General features: G+C 66.3%; 14 protein-coding genes. 9 read left to right on the top strand and 5 right to left on the bottom strand.

What is annotated here, in order from left to right; translation table 11 throughout:
• Positions 1-5 precede the first annotated feature (5 nt).
• The 5 genes from Q0P60_RS09215 to Q0P60_RS09235 all read left to right on the top strand — a co-directional run bounded on the left by Q0P60_RS09215 (position 6) and on the right by Q0P60_RS09235 (position 8,545).
• A complete protein-coding gene (locus tag Q0P60_RS09215; RefSeq protein WP_294991548.1) occupies positions 6-7,028 on the top strand; it encodes a host specificity factor TipJ family phage tail protein in 7,023 nt (2,340 codons plus the stop codon).
• Entirely contained in the window at positions 7,028-7,309 is a 282-nt protein-coding gene (locus Q0P60_RS09220; protein ID WP_294991553.1) for a hypothetical protein, read from the top strand. The genes Q0P60_RS09215 and Q0P60_RS09220 overlap by 1 nt, the downstream gene beginning before the upstream one ends.
• A 1-nt stretch (position 7,310) precedes the next feature.
• A complete protein-coding gene (locus Q0P60_RS09225) occupies positions 7,311-7,988 on the top strand; it encodes a hypothetical protein (RefSeq protein ID WP_294991556.1) in 678 nt (225 codons plus the stop codon).
• Between the two features lie 72 nt (positions 7,989-8,060).
• The gene (locus tag Q0P60_RS09230) at positions 8,061-8,273 is read left to right on the top strand and encodes a hypothetical protein (RefSeq protein ID WP_294991561.1); all 213 of its coding nucleotides are present in this window, start codon (positions 8,061-8,063) and stop codon (positions 8,271-8,273) included.
• A gap of 65 nt (positions 8,274-8,338) precedes the next feature.
• Positions 8,339-8,545: a hypothetical protein gene (locus Q0P60_RS09235; RefSeq protein ID WP_294991565.1), complete on the top strand. Its 207-nt coding sequence runs from the start codon at positions 8,339-8,341 to the stop codon at positions 8,543-8,545.
• 17 nt (positions 8,546-8,562) lie between these two features.
• Here Q0P60_RS09235 and Q0P60_RS09240 read toward each other — a convergent pair whose 3' ends face one another.
• Positions 8,563-8,955, bottom strand: a complete 393-nt coding sequence (locus Q0P60_RS09240; RefSeq protein WP_294991568.1) for a DoxX family protein — start codon at positions 8,953-8,955, stop codon at positions 8,563-8,565.
• Between the two features lie 118 nt (positions 8,956-9,073).
• Here Q0P60_RS09240 and Q0P60_RS09245 point away from each other — a divergent pair, with 118 nt between their 5' ends.
• Positions 9,074-9,493, top strand: a complete 420-nt coding sequence (locus tag Q0P60_RS09245) for an H-NS histone family protein (protein WP_345780324.1) — start codon at positions 9,074-9,076, stop codon at positions 9,491-9,493.
• Between the two features lie 49 nt (positions 9,494-9,542).
• Entirely contained in the window at positions 9,543-9,950 is a 408-nt protein-coding gene (locus Q0P60_RS09250) for a hypothetical protein (protein ID WP_294991574.1), read from the top strand.
• Between the two features lie 24 nt (positions 9,951-9,974).
• On the opposite strand, the gene Q0P60_RS09255 is transcribed toward Q0P60_RS09250, so the two are convergent.
• Positions 9,975-10,616, bottom strand: a complete 642-nt coding sequence (locus Q0P60_RS09255) for a glutathione S-transferase family protein (RefSeq protein WP_294991577.1) — start codon at positions 10,614-10,616, stop codon at positions 9,975-9,977.
• Between the two features lie 85 nt (positions 10,617-10,701).
• Complete coding sequence (locus Q0P60_RS09260) at positions 10,702-11,505, bottom strand: helix-turn-helix transcriptional regulator (RefSeq protein ID WP_294991580.1); 804 nt, start codon at positions 11,503-11,505, stop codon at positions 10,702-10,704.
• Positions 11,506-11,512: 7 nt separating this feature from the next.
• On the opposite strand from Q0P60_RS09260, the gene Q0P60_RS09265 reads away from it, so the two are divergent.
• Positions 11,513-12,463, top strand: coding sequence for a DMT family transporter (locus Q0P60_RS09265; RefSeq protein WP_345780323.1), 951 nt, complete (start codon positions 11,513-11,515; stop codon positions 12,461-12,463).
• Between the two features lie 26 nt (positions 12,464-12,489).
• Here Q0P60_RS09265 and Q0P60_RS09270 read toward each other — a convergent pair whose 3' ends face one another.
• Both Q0P60_RS09270 and Q0P60_RS09275 read right to left on the bottom strand, forming a co-directional pair.
• Complete coding sequence (locus Q0P60_RS09270; RefSeq protein WP_294991586.1) at positions 12,490-13,518, bottom strand: hypothetical protein; 1,029 nt, start codon at positions 13,516-13,518, stop codon at positions 12,490-12,492.
• Between the two features lie 264 nt (positions 13,519-13,782).
• Complete coding sequence (locus tag Q0P60_RS09275; protein ID WP_294991590.1) at positions 13,783-16,617, bottom strand: TonB-dependent receptor; 2,835 nt, start codon at positions 16,615-16,617, stop codon at positions 13,783-13,785.
• A gap of 551 nt (positions 16,618-17,168) precedes the next feature.
• Here Q0P60_RS09275 and Q0P60_RS09280 point away from each other — a divergent pair.
• Positions 17,169-17,621: a PA2169 family four-helix-bundle protein gene (locus tag Q0P60_RS09280; protein WP_294991594.1), complete on the top strand. Its 453-nt coding sequence runs from the start codon at positions 17,169-17,171 to the stop codon at positions 17,619-17,621.
• Positions 17,622-17,627: the final 6 nt, after the last annotated feature.

A 17,627-nucleotide genomic window follows, 5' to 3' on the forward strand; every position in this document is an offset into this window, starting at 1 on the left:
AACCGTTGATCGAGCCTGGCCGGCTGATCATCACCCCGCACCCGCTGCTGGTGGACGGCCAGCGCAATGTCGCGTGGGAGCTGCGAGCCGGCGAGAGCCTGTATGCGCTGCTGATGCGCAACGTGCCGGAACTGGATGGCCAGCGTTGGGAGGTGACCATTGGTGGCCTGCCGGTCGAGCGCCATCTGTGGCACAAGGTGCGTCCCAAGCATGGCCAGGTCATCGAGGTGCGCGGCGGCGTCGGCAAGGCGGCGCTGGCGATCATTGCGATTGCAGTGCTGTCGTACTTCACGCTTGGCGCGGGCGCTGCCTGGATTGCGTCGACCTTCAGCGTATCGGCCGGTGCTGCCGGCGCGATCGGCGCAGGCCTGTTCATGGCCGGCAGCATGCTGATCAACAAGGTGTTGATGCCGAAGCCACCTAAGCCGGACAACCGCCAGGCCGAGTCGGTCTATTCGATCAGCGGTGCGCGCAACCAGATGCGGCCGTATGAGCCCTTGCCGCTGCTGTTCGGCCGTATCCGCATCGCCCCGGACCTGCTCAGCACGCCGTATTCCTGGTATGAAGGCAATGACCAGTACCTGGGCATGGTGTTGTGCGCGGGCGTCAACGTGGGGCGGGTCGAGGCGTTGCACAACGCGGATACGCCGCTGGCCAACTATGAAGGCGTGCAGGTCTTCCATGCCGGCTACAGCCAGATGCCCGAGCAGTCGATCCCGCTGTACAGCAACGCGGACTCCGTCGATGGCGCCGAGCTGCCCAAGGATCACGGCTGGTTCCAGCGCACCACCAGCCTGGACACGCTGCGGGTGCAGGTCAGCCTGGAGTACGTGCTGGGCGGAACCGGCACCAGCGGAAAGTCCTATCCGGTCAGCGAACGCATCGAGGTGCAGTACCGCGCAGTCGGCACCAGCGACTGGAAGGCACTGGCCAGCGAGACCTATCGCTCGGACCGCTTCGACGCACGCCGGGCGACCATCGCGCGCGACGTCGCGCTCGGCCAGTACGAGGTGCGGGTGCGCAAGGTCGGCCTGGCCGACTACGAGGGCAAGAACACCCAGAAGAACGATTTCCAGTGGACCACGCTGACCAGCGTGCAGCAGGACCGTGCTGACTACACCGGGATCGCCCGCACCGGGCTGCGGATCAAGGCCACCGGCCAGCTCAATGGGGCGCCCGATGAGATCCGCGGCATCGCCGCCGCCGATCCGATTCCCGAGTGGAATGGCTCGGAGTGGGTGGTACGCGAGTCGAGCAATCCGGGCGCGCAGTGCCTGGCTTACGCGCGTGGCATCCGCCGTGGCGGCCGCCTGCTGGGTGGCATGACACTGAGCGACAACCAGATCGACCTGGAGTCGTGGAAGGCGTTCTCCCTGCACTGCGCGGCCAACGGCTACACCTATGACCACTACGTCAAGGAAACCCGCAGCCACAGTGACATCCTGTCGTCGATCGCACGCGCAGGCTTCGGTGAGATCACCTGGGCCGGTGGCCGCCTGGGTGTCATCTGGGCGGCGCAGGAGCAGCCGCTTTCCGGCGTGGTCAACATGGCCACGATCAAGAAGGGCCAGTTCCAGGTCGACTACAGCCTGGTCAGTGCAGCGGACGGCATCGAGTACAGCTACATCGACCCGGCTGACTGGCAGGCCAAGACCCTGCGTGTGCCGGCGCCGGGTGTCGAGACCATGCTCAACCCGGCGCAGGTCAGCGGTGAGGGCGTGACCTCGGAGCAGCACGCGGCACGCCTGGCGCGCTGGCACCTGGCGCAGTCGCTGTACCAGTACAAGGACATCGCCTACAGCACCGATATCGAGCACCTCAGTTACCAGCGCCTGTCGGTGCTGGCCCTCCAGCACGACATGACGCAGTGGGGATTCGGTGGCCGCATCGCGGCGGTCGAGCGTGTCGGCGCCGAGGTGACCCTCACCCTGGACGAGCCGGTGCCGGGCCAGAGTGGCAGCAGTTCGTTCATTGGCCTGCGGATTCCCGGCGAGCGCGTGTACCGCGTGCTGAAGGTCAAGGCCTTCAGCGGCGACAGCCGGGTACTGACGCTGGCCGAGCCGTGGCCGGCAGACGCGGAGCTGCCGGGCAGCCATGCCGGCAACCCGGCGCACGACACGATCTGGGTCTATGACTTCAAGCAGACGCCCGGCTACCGGGTGCGCGTGACCAGCATCGAGCCCGAGGATGGCCTCAAGGGTGCAGCGGTGCGCGTTGTGCCGGAAGGCCCGGAGTTCTGGAACTACGTCCTCACCGGCCACTACGTGCCGCCGGCCAATGGCTCCTCGCTGCAGACGCGGCCGGTGGCCAGCAACCTGCGCGTGACCGAGCACCAGGTGACCCAGGGCGATACCGTGTTCACCGAGTTGACCGCCACCTTCGACATCAGTGGCCCGGTTGGTAACGTGGTTGTGCGTGCGGCCGGTGCCGAGGGTGAACTGCAGGATGTGGCACAGACCACGACGCGCACCGCGACCTGGCGGATCCCGGGTCCGGGGCGCTACACCGTGGTGGCGCGGCCGTACTCGCCCGATGGCATGGCGGGCACCGCTGTGCAGGGCACCTACACCACCACGGGGGCCGGCCTGGCACCGGTGCTGGTTGACCTGTTCGATGTCGAGGAGCGCAGCGGTGGCGTGCGCCTGTACACCTGGGGCTGGCTGGAAGGCACCATGCGCTCGCCCGATTTCGCCGGCGTGGAAATCCGCCATGTGGCGGGCCAGGTGGCGGCTCCGGACTGGGACGCGATGATTCCGGTCGGCCAGTCCGGATTCCATACCGCGCCTTTCGAGGCCGTGATGCCCGAGTCCGGGCAATGGACGTTCGCCTGCCGCTCGCGCAACACCAGCGGCGTCCTGTCGCAGGAGATGCGGGTGGTACGCCGCAATCTGCAGGCCAACCTCGGGCAGGTGATCGGCGGTATCGAAAGCGGGCTGGGCGAGCAGGGACGGAACCTGGCCAAGGAGATCAGCGACCGCATGGACGCTGACCTGGCCGAAGCCGCCGCACGCGCCGAGGGCCTGTCGCACGCGGCCAAGGCATTGGCCGACGAGGTCGCTGCACGCGCCCAGGCGGATGCGGCGGCCCTGCAGTCGATCGCAACCGAAAGTGCAGCACGTGTTGCCGGACTGTTGAACGAGAAGCTGGCACGCGAAGCAGCCATCAGCCAGGAGCAGACGACCCGGAAGAATGATGTCGAGTCGCTGTCCCGGGCGTTGTCCGAGGTCGCCGCCGGCAGCGGTACCCAGTTCGACAGCGCGACGATCTGGTACTTCGACAAGACCCTCGATGGATGGACCGGCAACGGCGTTCCCACGCTGGTGGACGGCTGGCTGCGCCCCGCCAACGCCTCGGCCTCGCCGTGGGTGCAGTCGCCGGCGGCGCTGGCCGTGGACGGCAGCGCCTACCGCTTCCTGAAGCTGCGGGTGAAGCGCATGGGCGCGCCGGCATGGGCCGGCAAGCTGCAGTGGATCTCGGCCAGTGACCGCACCTGGAATGCGCAGAAGAGCGTCGCGATCGCCGAACCGAAGTGGGACAGCAACGGCGTTGCCACGCTGGACGTACAGGACGTCGCCTGGTGGCCCGGTGTGGTCGATGCGATCCGCCTGCAGCTGGGCGTTGCGCAGACCGCCAGCGATGGTTTCCTGCTCGATTGGGTGGCCATCGGCCGGCCGACGCCGGGCGCGAGCGTGGCCCTGGTACAGCAGGAAAGCCAGGCACGCACCGCCGGCGATGCCGCCGAAGCCAGCCAGCGCAACACCCTGGCCGTGCAGCTGCGTGGCAGCTACACCGGCAGTGACCTGTCACAGGTGGCGCAGGGCTTCATTGCGGATGAACGCACGGCACGGGTGGCCGCCGACAGTGCCCAGGTCAGCCGGATCAGCGCGATGGAAGTGCGGATGCCGGCCGGCAGCGGGCAGGTTGCCACGCAGGCCAGCGTGACCGCCGAGCAGCAGGCACGGGTGGCCGCCGACGAGGCGGCCGCCAGCAATCTTCAGCAGGTCAAGTCGCAGTTGCCGGCGCTGGTTGCGCAGGGTTCCAACCTGGTGTTGAACGGCAGCTGGGAACATGGCGCGGATGTGGGCTGGAGCTACAGCGGCACTGCCGTGAGCACGCCCGCGACGGAAGGGCGCGGCGGCGGCCGCTGCCTGCGCGTGGACGGCGGCAGCGGCGTGCGCTTCGCACACGCCAACGGCAAGCAGCCGACGGCGGTGACGCCGGGCCGGAAGTACCGCTACAGCTGCTGGTACCGCACCAGCGCGGATTACAACGGTACGGCCGGCAACGGCAAGATGCGGCTGTCGACGCAGACGGATGCACTGATCGGCGGAGCCACGTTCTTCCAGCAGAACAAGACGGCCTGGACCTATCTCGAGGGCGTCTACGAAGTCGCGCTCAACTCCAGCATCACCGGCCTGCTGCTGCAGTTCTGCAGCGACAATACCGCCGGCAGCCTGTGGATCGACGATGCCAGCCTGGAAGAGGTGACCGAGGTGCTGGCGCTGGCCGATGGCCAGCAGGGACTGAGCACGCGCGTCACCAACGCGGAAGGAAAGATCGAGTCGCAGTCGCAATCGATCACCGCGCTGACCAACCGAGTGGGTGGGGTGGAGAGTGGCAACGCCGTCAATACCACGGCGATCACCGGACTCACCGGTCGGGTGACCACGGCTGAGGGAAAGATCGATGCCGCATCGAGCAACGTCACCAGGCTGCAGGCTGAAATGAAGGCGAGCCTGGCCGGTGGCGCAGGCATGTTCCCGTCCGGCTCGTTCGAGCAGTTCCAGGATGGCCAGCTGATTTCCGCCGGCTACGGCACCACGTTCACGGTGAATGGCACGGGCCGCCGCAACGGCAATCGCGGGCTGGACATCCTGGTCGGCTCGGACACCCGTCCGGATCTCAACGCCGACTGCTATCCGGTGTCCGAGTTCGTTCCACTTGCCGGTGTCCGTCGCCTGTACGTGGAGGCGTTCGTGGCGCTGACCAACGACAGCGTGGACATCCCTGCCGACAACAGCAGCTATCTGAGGATTGGCGTGCAGACGTCGCAGGCGGGTGGGGGAGGTGCCGGCCTGGTCTGGACCACCCTCAACTGGGGAATCAAGGGCGTCTCGAAGACGTCCTGGACGAAAGTCAGCGGCTATGTGACCACCAACGCGTCCGCAGCGCAGGCCCGCCTGTTCATCAGTCTGCCGGGACATGCGACGGATCCGAAGAGCCAGCGCGTTGTTGGCTCGCGGTTCCGCCTGGACGATATCGTGGTCACCGATGTGACCGAGGCCTATGCGGCGCAACAGGCCGCAGATGCGGCTGCAACCGCCGTGCAGGGGCTTACAACGCGGGTCGGCTCGGCCGAAGGAAAGATCGAGGCGCAGGCACAGCAGTTGGTGGACCTGGGTTCATCCATCGGCAGCGTGGGCGGTGACAACCTGCTGCCCAACAGCAGCTTCGAACTGAGTGCTTCCGACCGTGTCGCACCGACAGGCTGGAACCTGGAAGGCAACGGCCCCTCGGTCTCGGCGTCCTATGTGCCTTCTCCCTTGAGTGGAGGTGGCCGGGCACTGCGCCTGGAAGCAACGACTACCGCGAAAAACCAGTGGTTTGGCCTGACCTATACCAATGGCGGCAACGTGCAGGATCTGGTGAAGATCAAGCCGGCCACGGACTACGTGCTGTCCAGTCACGTGCGTGGCAGTGCAGGCTGTACGGCGCAGATCATCATCCAATGGCGCGATGCGAGCAATGCGACCGTTGCGACCACGGCGTTGCCGCCGGCGGCCATGGACGGTACCTGGCAGCGCTTGCTGCTGCCCGCCCGTACCACGGCTCCCACTGCGGTCGCCGCGCGCGTGTATGTCGGCCGCCTTACGGTGCCAACGCCGCAGGGCGCTGCGATCGAGATCGACAACGCAAAGTTCCAGGAAGGCAAGGTTGCGACCGCATGGTCGCCCAGCGGGCAGGAGGCCGCAGCGGGAATCCTTGCCAATGCCGCCGCGACTGCCGGATTGACCACCACGGTCAGCCAACAGGGCAACAAGCTCGATGCCACGGCGCAGGATCTGGTCAACCTCAAGACCCAGGTCGGCAATGTCTCGGCCACCGGCTTCAATCAGTTGAAGACCCAGGTGACCCAGCAAGGCCAGGCGCAGACCGCGCAGGCCCAGCAGATCAATGGGCTGCAGGCGCAGGTGGGTGGCAAGGCGGACGCCAGTGTGGTGCAGTCGATGGAAGTGCGGGTGGCCAATGGTGGCGCGGGCGGCAACCTGCTGATGAATTCGACCTTCCCGATGTGGAATCCCAGTGGCTGGTTCTGGGCCGGCAACGACGGATGGAGTGCACTCGGAAACCCCACCGGCGATGATTCCTGGCGCCCTCTGGGCGTCTATGGCATTGGTGCCGTGCGCGGCCGTGGTGCCTGGGCTGTTGGCGCCACGTCCTGGATGCAGACCGAGTACGTCGTTCCAGTGGTGGCCGGCACCACCTACTGCGCCTCCGCATACATCAACACCCATCGCTGCAAGGCGGTCGTCAACATCATCTGGTATGACAAGGCCAACAACCGCATCGGCAATGCCGCCACCGAATGGATGGGGCCCTTCGGCATCGGGACGGTTCCCCTTCTGTCCGATCTTCCCCGCCCGTACGTGATCGCAAAGGCACCGGCCAATGCGGCATACATGCGGTTCGAATTCGGGGTGACGGGGACGGGCGAGTCGGACCCGTACTTCTGGTTCTTCCGCCCGATGTTCGCCAGGGTTAACGATGGCGCGAACACACCGCCGGCCTGGTCGGCGGGGGGCGAGGAGGCATCGTCGCGCTGGGCCGTCAACGTCCGCGCCGATGGGCGGGTAGGGGGTATCGAGCTGTCGTCCAACGGCCAGGTCAGTGCCTTCGACGTGGTGGCGGACCGGTTCCGGGTTTCCAACCCCGGCAACGGTGGCATGCGCACCGAGTACAGCGACGGCAACTGGCGTGTCTACGACGGCAACGGACGCCTGCGCGTGGCGATGGGGATCAACATCTGATGGCCGAGGGAATCAAGGTATTCAACGAAGACGGCAGCCTGGGCTACAACCCGCAGGGGCGCCTGTTCCGGGTGATCGCACGCGTGGCCTATACCTCGGCGCAGTACGGCACGGTTGGCTTTGCGCGGCAACCGGAAGACACCGACCTTGTCGCTGTTGCGCTGGGCTACTACGCACCGTGGTTTACCATCAACGTCGGGGCCAGCACCGTCAGCTGGGATGCTTCCGCAGTTCCAGCAATGGTGCGCTACTCCGGGGTCGTCGAGATATGGGCACGCTGACATGGCAACCGGAATCAAGATTCTCAATGACTACGGCACGATCCTGATCGATGATTTCGCGCCGACGCTCTGTGTTCTCGCACAGGGGACCTCGACGATCGGGTCGGACGGCATGGCCTACATCGGTAATCATGGAGGTGCAGTGGCGGTCCGCTCCACGTCGATCGTCGGCGTCCAGTACTTCGGCGCCGTCGATGGCTATAGCGCAGGCTACTTCCTGTTTGGACCACCCGGTGCCAGCGTGCAATGGTGGGTGTATGCGCAGCCCCAAGGCGCTGCCAGCAACTTCGGGCTGAAGATCTGGAACGATGCGGGGCAGCTGATGTTCGATGCAGGCAAGAAGGCTGCGCGCACCTCGGTACTGCGTGTGGGCAACAGCCTGCCGGAATGGACCGGCGCGATCGGGCTGGACGGATCACGCGCGTGGGCGATTCTCGCGATGGTGCCGGCTTACGTGTCACGCGTGAGCTTCCAGCGTTGGGGAGATCCCAGTGAGTACCTGCAGCACGAGGACTACAGCGTTGCGGGGGGATCGGTGAACGGCGGTACGGTCGACTTCGCGATGACCCAATCACGCCGGCGTACCTATGGACCCTACTTCGGAACCATTCCCCCAGGTAGATCCGTGGTCACCTCCAACCGCGCCACGCTGGCGGTCCTGGACGTTACCGGCTATTGAGCCGGGGCGCCCGCACACCTCCCTTCCCAGGCCGCCCGCAGGGCGGCCGATTCATTTCTGGAGATATCAACGATGAAATTCCAAGCACGCCTGGTCCTGCTCACCCGCAGCGAAGAGAGCCCCGCCGTGGTCCATCTGCACTACCGCCTGGAGGGCTCCGCCGCGGCGCAGATGATCATCCCTGCGTCGCCGGAGGTGGCCTATGGCATGGAGTTCGGCGCGCTCTACAGCTTCGAGCCGATGCCGGTGGTCGAACGCAGTACGGGGGTCGATCCGGTGGATTGATCACGCGCCGCTGGCCGGTCGCAGGATCAGCGACGCCCGCCTGCCATGCTGTCGGCATGGACAGAATGGACCTTGGCCTGAAACCGGACACGACGCGGGCGACGGAACTGCTGCGGCAGGCCGCCCGCCTGGAACAGGACCGCAGCGGCGACTGGCGCGCCCGTGCCCGCCGGCAGCGCAGTGCCGACCGGCTCAGGGCCTCGGCGTACGCGCATGCAGGCGCCTCGCGCTGGCCACCTGCGGTCGAGTTTCCCGATGATCTTCCCTTCTAGACGCGCCGTGGCGGGCCTCAGGGCTGCCGGCGCCTGCCATCAACGCTGTAGCGCCCGGCCCCGGTGCAGGCCAGCAACAGGAAGCCGCCGGCCAGCCCGAGGTTCTTCAGGAACATGATCTGCTGGGTGGGGTCGCCAATGTTGTGGTGGAAGATGACGGCGGTGACCAGGCTGAAAGCGGCCAGCACGATCGACACCATGCGGGTCTGCAGGCCGAGCAGGATGCACAGTCCGCTGCCGATCTCGAAGGCGATGGTCGGCCACAGCAGGATGCCGGGCACGCCCATCGCTTCCATGTAGCCCTGGGTGGCGGCGGGATCGGCGAGCTTGCCCAGGCCGGAGACCAGGAACAGGGCCATCAGCAGGATGCGCGCAATCAGGTAGGCAAGCGAAGGCGATGCGTTGCTCACGTCGATGTCCTCGGGAAGGGCCGGCGAGGGCGATCGGAGCCCAGCGCCGGTGAAGCCCGTGTGCACGCCCGGCTGCGGGTGCCTTGACAGCAGTCGCGGTGCGGTAGACCTTTCGCGCATGACGATCGATATTGAATCGCTCAGCCTTCGGGAGCTGGGCGCCTTGGTGGTTGCCGCTGAACAGCGGAAACAGCTCATTTCCACCCGCCGTCCGGCCAGTGCGGTGCGGCGGATGCTGAAGGCTGCAGCCGCTGAAGCCGGTTACAGCCTCGAGGAGCTGTTCGGCGCGGACGCCCGCGCGGAGGACGTGCCCAGCCGAAAACCGGCGCGACGCAGGACCGGCAAGGTGGCGGCCAAGTACCGTGATCCGGAGTACAAACGGCTGACCTGGTCCGGCCGCGGGCGCATGCCGCGCTGGTTGGCGGCCAAGGTGCAGAAGGGCTACAAGGTGACCGATTTCCTGATCCCCGGCCTTGCCCGGCCGACCGCGCGCAAGGGCAGTCCAATCGGGCAGCGCACGGTGTTCAAGAAGGATTGAAGGGGCCGCGCTGCTACCCTGCCCGGGTCTTTGAACGAAGGAGCGCGGGATGGCACATGATCGCGACCTGACGATCACCCCGAGGGTCCGCTACACCGCTGCCGCGGCAGCGGTCCTGGTGAGCCTGCTGGCCTGGTCGGTGGAATGGAGCGGACTGGCCTATGTCTGCCCCTACTGTCGCGTGCAACGCACGGTCATCGGCGTGTTGGGGGTGCTGCTGCTGTTGGCGCGGCCGGGCGGGCTGATCGTGCCCTGGCTGGCTTACACCACCGGCGGCTTTGCGTTCGTGGTGGCGGCGATGCAGCACTTCAACGGGTGGAAGCGTATTTCCGCCGGCAGCTTCAGTTTCAACGAACGGTGGTACATCGACCCGTGGCTGCTGTCGGGCTGCGCGATGCTGATCCTGGTGGCGCAGCTGATGCTGGTGCAGGCCGCCAGCCGGCGCGCGCCGCGCTGAGCGCGCCGTCACGCACCCGCAGAACTACCCGCGCTGGAACACCGCCCGCTGCGCGGCGAACGCGCGCTGGTATGCGGGGCGCTGCGTTGCGCGGTTCACGTAGGTGGCCAGCGCTGGGTACTCATCGAGGAAGCCGCTGCTGCGCAGGCGCAGCAGCACCGAGACCATCATCAGGTCGCCTGCGCTGAATTCGCCGTCCAGCCAGGGCGCCTTGCCCAGCCATGCCGACAACGGTGCAAGCCGGGCATGCACGCGTTCGTCCAGCATCGGCAACCGCTGCGCATACCAGGGCTGCTCGCGTTCCAGCACCCAGGCCATCGAGCGTTCGACGATCGGCGGCTCGACCGTATTGAGCGCGGCGAATATCCACATGATCGCGCGCATGCGTGCATCCGGCTCGCGGGGCAGCAGGCCGGCCTGCTGTTCGGCCAGGTGCAGCACGATCGCGCCGGATTCGAACAGGGTCTTGCCGCTGTCCTGCCAGGTCGGAATCTGTCCGAACGGATTCCGTGCCAGGTGCGCGGGCTGCTTCATCTCGGCGAAGGAAAGCAGCTGCACGTCATAGGACACGCCCAGCTCCTCCAGTGCCCAACGCACGCGCATGTCGCGCGCCAGGCCCTGGCCACGGTCGGGAGAGCGGGCGAAGGCGGTGAGGATGGGAGACATCGGCTTGCTCCTGCGGGCTGAAGGGCCCGCCTTTCCTGTTCCGACGAACGGGCGGGCCGGAAATCGACACGGCCGAGGACGGCCTTCATCCGGCCCGATGCAGTTTCCGGTACTGGTCCGGCGTGCAGTGCGCGTGGCGCTTGAACATCTCGGCAAAGGCACTGACTCCGGAATAGCCCAGGTCCTCGGCGATCCGGCTGATCGGCCGGCGCGTGCACAGGGCTTCGGTGGCACGCACGAACTTCACCCGGCCGCGCCAGTCACCGAGTGACATGCCCAGTTCGCTGCGTGCCAAGCGTTCCAGCTTGCGTACGCTCATGTGATGCCGCTGCGCGATCTCGGCGACCGACTCGGCTGCGGACAGCTGCTTCTCGATGTACGCCATCACCTGTTTCAGGGCATCACTGCTGGCGATCGGCAGGAAGCTGGGCAGCACTGCGGCGTGGGTGATCTGGTCGATCACCACAGCGGCCATGCGCCGCTGGGCCGCCGTCTGCGGATCGGTCACGCCCTGCCGGGCCAGCTCGTGCAGCAGCTCGCGCAGCAGCGGGCTGACTTCCAGCGCCCGGCAGCGATCGGGCAGCCGGCGTGACAGGGCCGGAGACAGGTAGGCCGAACGATAGGCCAGCTGCGAGCGGTTGCGCGAATAGTGCGGCATCCCCGGCGGAATCCAGATCGCGTAGTGGGGCGGAGATACCATCCACTCGCCGTCGATCCGCATCTCCATCACGCCCTGCGCGACGAAGTTGAACTGTCCCCACGGATGGCTGTGCGTTCCCCAGTCGGTGGGTTCCATCGCACCCTGCCGGAAGTAGATCGGGCCGGGCAGCTGGCGGAAGGTGGGAATGGGCTCCATCGGTTGCCGCAACCCGGGGTCGGAGTGGCGCATTTTCGGGATGTCCATGATATGCGCCAAGCGTACGCTGGCCGTTCCCCTACGTACACCCCTGCATGTGAACTACCTCTTCCCGATCCTCGCCTGCCTGCTGTGGGGCGCGAACACCATCGTCACCAAGCTCGCCTCGGGCTCGGTCGGTCCCATCGACATCGGTTTCTTCCGCTGGCTGGTTGCGGCCATCCTGCTGCTGCCGTTCGCATTGCCGCGGCTGCGTGGCAACCTGCCGATCGTGCGTGCCAACCTGGGGCGCTTCCTGGTGCTGGGGTGCCTGGGCGGGGTGATGTACCAGTGCCTGGCCTACTACGCGGCGCACTTCACCTCGGCAACCAACATGGGGGTGATCCAGGCGCTGATTCCGCTGATCGCACTGGCACTGTCGCGCGTGTTCATGGGTCATCCGGTGCGGGCCACGTCCATTGCCGGTGCGGCGGTCTCCACCGTCGGCGTGGTGGCGGTGGTCTCGCAGGGGGACCTGGCGCGGCTGGCCGCGCAGGGCCTGAACCGCGGGGATGCGATCATGCTGATCGGTGCATTGGCCTTTGCCGCCTACAACGTGCTGATGCAGCGCTGGAAGATCCCGCTGCCGGTACTGGAATCGCTGTTCCTGCAGGCGGCGGCCGCATCCTTGATCCTGTTGCCGGTGCAGCTGCTGGTCGGTACCGGCGTGCACAACCTGACCGCGGTCGGCTGCATCGGCTTCGCCGCGGTATGCGCGTCGATCCTGGCGCCGCTGACCTGGATGACCGGCCTTTCACGGCTGGGTGCGGCGCGTGTCTCCGGCTTCTTCAACCTGGTGCCGATCGTGACCGCCGCGCTGGCCGTTGTGCTGCTCGGCGAGTCGCTCAGCGGCTGGGTGCTGGGCGGCGGCGTGCTTGCGGTCTCCGGCGTGGTGTTCGCCGAGTACGCGGCCAAGCGCGCGGCCGCGGTGGCAGAACCCGGGGTGGCATGAGGTTGCTGCGGTGGCCCGCGGCGTGCTCACGCGCTGCACGGTGCACAGCGCAGCAACTGTTCGAGCTCCCGCTCCAGCGTGTCCATGTCGTGGCCGTGCCGACCCTGCAGGCTCAGGTACAGCGACAACGGGTCGACGCGGTCAGCGGTGCCGGTGAACGCCGGCGGGTAGGGCCAGATCTGCAGCTTTCCGCTGCGGGCACAGCCAGGACCGGAAGCAGGCAATGCCCCCAGCTTGCGCCAGCTGTCGATGTACAGGGCGCGGGTGATGTCGAGGCCTGCCGGGTCGGTCGCATGCAGTGCCTGCGGCCCGGCCAGCGGCGCCGATTGGCCATGCAGGGCGAGCACTTCGGCGGTCTGTTCCCAGCACACGTCCATTTCCTTCAGTACCGGCGAGCGCAGGAAGGGCCGTGCCCTGGCCCAGACGTCCTCGCGGCTGCCGGCGAGTCTCAGGAACCGTTCGCGCCCGCCGGTGGAGCGCTCCACCAGTCCACGGCCGACCAGTTCGGTGGAAAGTCGCGACGCGGTCATCGAGGTGTATCCGGCAACACTGCTGATCTCACGCGGTGACCACCAGCGTGTCTGGCCGGACAGCAGCACATGGATCAGCACGGCCTGCGCCGACGGCAGCAATGAGATGGCTTTCTTCTCATGGTCGGGCGCATCGCGGAATTCGATCGCCAGGCTGGGCGCGTACAACTGGTTGTGCGGCACCACGAAGTCGATGTGGTTCTCGACCAGGAAACGACGCTGCGTGGGGGTCAGGTAGGGTGAGACATACAGCACCAGGGCCTTGGCCGCCGAGCGCAGCACTTTCACGTCCTGGATGACGCGGCTGCTGGATTCACCAGGTACCCGCGCCACCGCGAGCACGGCCGGCGTTTCGCCGTAGAGGGTCAGCTCGGCGATGTGGTAGCGCGAGGCCATGGTCTGCGGAATGAAGCGCGCCGCGCCTACCGGGCCGACCACCGAGGCCAGGCCAGGAAGGACCCGGCGCAGGTAGCGCTGCGCGTCCATGACCAGATCGGTCAAGCCACTGTGTACTGCCGTTGTCATCGCTTGCTTCCCTTGGGCCGGTCGCGCTCCCGCCCCATGGGCGCGGGCGGCCGGTCCATCGCATTCCGTGGTGAATCCGGAGAGGCCGGGCGATGTGGACGCCGCCCGGGCGATCCTCGCTCTGCTGTTCCGCCTGTTGCCGTTGCGCCAGTGTTGCCGGGGATGTTGGAGATTGGGTCGAAGAACCGTGGAGATTGGGTGGAGGCAGTGTGCGGCGTGGCCGGCGGACTCCCCTTCCGCCGGCCACGTGCACGGACGCTGTGGTCAGAAGCGCTGCGAGTACTTCACGTACACGGTGCGGCCGATATCGAAGCCGCCGTAGTAGGGGAAGGAGCTCTCCGGCTTGGAGAACATGATCGGGCCGCGGTGGTCGAAGACATTGTTCGAGCCTACTGCCACGGTGCCATCCCACGGCAGCCTGTAGCTGACCTGGATGTCATGGAAGGCGTTCGAACCGACCTTGCGCACGGCATCGGGTTCACCATTGGCGATGCGGTCCGGCAGGCTGCACGGACGGGCCGGCATGCAGTTCTCCATCATCCCCGAGTAGTAGCGCACCGTGTACTGCGCCGAGAGGTTGCCCAGCTGCCAGTTGACGCCCAGGTTGGAGCGGAGGCGGAACACGCCGGGGCGCCCGATGCGGCCATCCATGATGGTGTCACCGGCCGAGTTCTGCTTCTCCTCGTCGTACCTGGAGACGTAGCTGTTCTGCAGGTCAAGGGTGAAGCGGCCGAACGCGTACTCCGGAAGCCGGTAGCGGATGCCCAGGTCCCAGCCCTCGGTCTTCATCGAGCCGAGGTTGGTCAGACCGTAGAACATGCTGGTGATATGGCCGTCGGCGGCACGCTTGACGCTGCCACAGCGCGAGCTGTTGCCCAGCACGTAGCAGTCGCGGAGGATGCGATCGACGCTGTCCTCGATGATCATGTTGGTGATCGTGTAGCTGTACCAGTCCAGGTTGATGTCCAGGCCATTGACCCAGCGCGGACTCCAGACCACGCCGACGGTCTTGCTCTTGGATTCTTCCGGGCGCAGGTTGGGGTTGGAGCCGGTGGTGAACTCGTTCGGGGTGGCGCAGGGGTAGCTGGTGCAGGGCTTCAGGCCCTGGGCCAGCTGCTCGTAGCCGCGCGGGACGCCCGCCGCATTGCAGGCCGCGTTGCCATTGACGCTGTTGGTGGCGCCGATGCCACAGGGGTCGACGTAGGTTTCGAAGCTGGTGCCCAGGCCGCCGTACAGATCGGAAATGCTGGGCGCACGGAAACCTTCGGCGAAGGTGCCACGCACCATCAGCTCCTCGACCGGGCGCCAGGCGAAGCTGGCCTTGGCATTGGTGGTGCTGCCGAAGTTGCTGTAGTCGGAGTAGCGCGCGGCGACATTGACGGTCAGTTCCTTGGCGAACGGCAGATCGCGCAGCACCGGCACGTTCACTTCGGCGAAGACTTCATTGAGGCTGTAGCCGCCTGCGGTGGTCTGCGCGCCCAGCGCGGTGCTCTGGCGGGACTGGGCGAAGGCATCGGGAACATAACGTCCCTCTTCCTTGCGGTACTGGTAGCCCATCGCCACCGACAGGTCGCCTGCTGGCAGCTCGAACACGGGGCCGGAGATGTTGGCGAAGTAGCTGCGGGTCTTGGTGATGCCGGTGTCGGTGAAGGTGGGGAACAGGAAGCGCTGCAGCTCGGGATCGGCAAGCGAGCCGGCGCCTGCCACGCCATAGGGCAGCAGCGGATTCCAGGCCAGGCAGCCGGCTATCGGCGCACCGGCGCTGCCGCAGCGCGCCACGCCGCTGCCATCAACGAACGACTGGCCAAGGGCCTGGCGCGAGGCGATCAGGCTCATGTCGCCACGACCGGTCTTGGTGACTTCGTTGCGGTTGAACAGCGCGCCGACTTCCCAGTCGAAGGTCTTGCTGGCGAGCTCGAAGTAGCCCGACAGCGTGGGCGCCACGCGCAATGACTTCAGCTTGCTCTCGGTGGTGCGCGGAAGCTCCCACAGGCGGCGGTTGAAGGCGATGTCGTGGCCGACCGGGTTGAACGCGCTGTTGCCGGCCAGCGGCGTGCCGAACTTGATGGATTCGTACGGATAGCCGGCGATCTGCTGGTCGGAGATGCGCTCGTTGTAGCCGATGTCGGTGGTGAAGGTGATCTGGTCGGTCAGCGCATAGTCGGAGCTGAGGAACAGCGATCGGCGCTCGATGCCGGTCTGCACATGCATCTGTTCGTTGCCGTTGGAGTACTCGGGCGGCGTGATCGGATGATAGTCGTTCGGGTTCTTCGGATCGCCGCCACGGTTGAGTGTCTTGAACACCGCATTGCCGGTGGCGCAGTTGTACAGCGCAGGATCACACCAGGAACCGTTCTGGCTGAGGTCGCTCCAGCCGGCGCGGGGGTAACCGGGTCCCGAACCGCCATGCTTGGAGAACCAGCGGTCGCGCGCGAACACCGGATCGGCCTTCTGGTATTCCAGGGCCAGGGTGTAGCCGCCGCGTTCGCCGCGCGCGCCGGTGACCAGCGAGAACGTGCTGTCCTTGCCATCGCCCTGGCTGAACTGTCCGTGCTGTACCGACAGCTCCAGGCCTTCCACGCTCTTGCGGGTGATGATGTTGATGACGCCGGCAATGGCATCGGAGCCGTAGAGCACCGATGCGCCATCCTTGAGCACATCGATGCGCTCGACCGCGCTCATCGGGATCTGGCTCAGGTCCTGCAGGCCGCTGGTGCTGGCCCCCAGGCGCTTGCCGTTGACCAGTACCAGGGTACGGGTGGCGCCCAGGTTGCGGATGTTGGCGTAGCTTCCGCCCACGTCCTCGCCGGACGACAGCGTGCGGGTGCGCGACAACGTGGGAGCACCGGCCGAGGTCAGGTTCTGCAGCACGTCGGCGATGGTGGTGAAGCCCTGCTGCTCGATCATCTTGCGCGAAATGGCCAGCACCGGCTGCTGGGTTTCCACATCAACGCTGCGGATCGCCGATCCGGTCACCTGGATGCGATCCAGGCTCTTGGGAGCCTTTGCGGTTTCGTCCTGTGCATGCGCTGCCGGTGAGAAAACAGCGGCCAATGCGGCGCCGATCCCTGCCGAAAGCAGAGTGTTTCTGTAAAGCATCTTTTCTCTCTCCAAATCCGTTGTGTGGTCGCAATGCGCGCGGCGCTACGACCGGTCTGCATTCCGTTACCCGGAATCGAGAGGAACCTAACATCCCGTTTACATGTGAACTGCGTTATGGACGCGTTATCTTCGCGTGGTCGTGGCGCTGTTCATGCACGCCTGGTGCACGTGCTGTCGACATCCGCGCAGGCGGCTGTGCGCCAGTCTGGCAACCTGTTTACGCCTGCGGAGAACGACGCCGATGAATACGCCTGGAAAGCCGAAACCCACCTGGAAGCAGTGGCATGTGCTGCTGCTGATCCTGGCGATTGCGCTGCTGGTTACGCTGATCATCATTGTTGCGCCGTGGTGACCCGCACACTGCGTGCTGGCATTGCGTGAACACCCGTACTACTGCAGATGAAGGTGTCAGCACGTGTTCCGCATCGTGAGATACGCATCAATTCATGCTCACCCGACCGGCACACGCGCCTGTCCACAGTGGGGTCGAAGGCACTGCAGTTGCACTGCCATTCCCCACAGTCTTTCGAGCACACAGGAGCGACGCCATGAGCACCCAGTCCACCATCGAACATCGCCTCAACGACCTGATCGAGATCGCCCGCGATGGCAAGTCCTTCTATGAAGAAGCTGCGACCAAGGTGAAGGATGCCGAACTGTCGGCGCTGTTCACCCGCATTGCCGGGGTCAAGGGCCGCATTGTCGCGGCGCTGAGCGGCTCGGTCGCTGCCAGCGGCGGCAAGCCGGCCGAACACGGCACGCTGGTCGGCTCCATGCAGCAGTTCTACGGCAAGGTGCGCGCTGCGTTTGGCGACACCAACTACGGCTACGTGGCCGAACTCGAAGAATCCGAAGACCGCCTGCTTGGCGCGTTCAAGGATGTGCTGAACGACAACGAGCTGCCGCCGGCGGTCCGCCAGGAAGTGACCCAGCTGCTGCCGGACGTGCAGGAGTGCCACAACGTCATGCGCGCGCGCAAGCACGCGATGAAGGCGGCCTGACGGTCA

The sequence above is a fragment of the uncultured Stenotrophomonas sp. genome (assembly GCF_945952405.1).
Taxonomy (GTDB): domain Bacteria; phylum Pseudomonadota; class Gammaproteobacteria; order Xanthomonadales; family Xanthomonadaceae; genus Stenotrophomonas.

Excerpts from the sequence above, each read along its gene's own strand:
- Q0P60_RS09230 (WP_294991561.1), top strand. The coding sequence starts at position 8,061 with ATGAAATTCCAAGCACGCCTGGTCCTGCTCACCCGCAGCGAAGAGAGC.
- Q0P60_RS09260 (WP_294991580.1), bottom strand. The coding sequence starts at position 11,505 with ATGCGCCACTCCGACCCCGGGTTGCGGCAACCGATGGAGCCCATTCCC.
- Q0P60_RS09235 (WP_294991565.1), top strand. The coding sequence starts at position 8,339 with ATGGACCTTGGCCTGAAACCGGACACGACGCGGGCGACGGAACTGCTG.
- Q0P60_RS09275 (WP_294991590.1), bottom strand. The coding sequence starts at position 16,617 with ATGCTTTACAGAAACACTCTGCTTTCGGCAGGGATCGGCGCCGCATTG.
- Q0P60_RS09265 (WP_345780323.1), top strand. The coding sequence starts at position 11,513 with ATGTCCATGATATGCGCCAAGCGTACGCTGGCCGTTCCCCTACGTACA.
- Q0P60_RS09255 (WP_294991577.1), bottom strand. The coding sequence starts at position 10,616 with ATGTCTCCCATCCTCACCGCCTTCGCCCGCTCTCCCGACCGTGGCCAG.
- Q0P60_RS09270 (WP_294991586.1), bottom strand. The coding sequence starts at position 13,518 with ATGACAACGGCAGTACACAGTGGCTTGACCGATCTGGTCATGGACGCG.
- Q0P60_RS09245 (WP_345780324.1), top strand. The coding sequence starts at position 9,074 with ATGACGATCGATATTGAATCGCTCAGCCTTCGGGAGCTGGGCGCCTTG.
- Q0P60_RS09280 (WP_294991594.1), top strand. The coding sequence starts at position 17,169 with ATGAGCACCCAGTCCACCATCGAACATCGCCTCAACGACCTGATCGAG.
- Q0P60_RS09250 (WP_294991574.1), top strand. The coding sequence starts at position 9,543 with ATGGCACATGATCGCGACCTGACGATCACCCCGAGGGTCCGCTACACC.
- Q0P60_RS09225 (WP_294991556.1), top strand. The coding sequence starts at position 7,311 with ATGGCAACCGGAATCAAGATTCTCAATGACTACGGCACGATCCTGATC.
- Q0P60_RS09220 (WP_294991553.1), top strand. The coding sequence starts at position 7,028 with ATGGCCGAGGGAATCAAGGTATTCAACGAAGACGGCAGCCTGGGCTAC.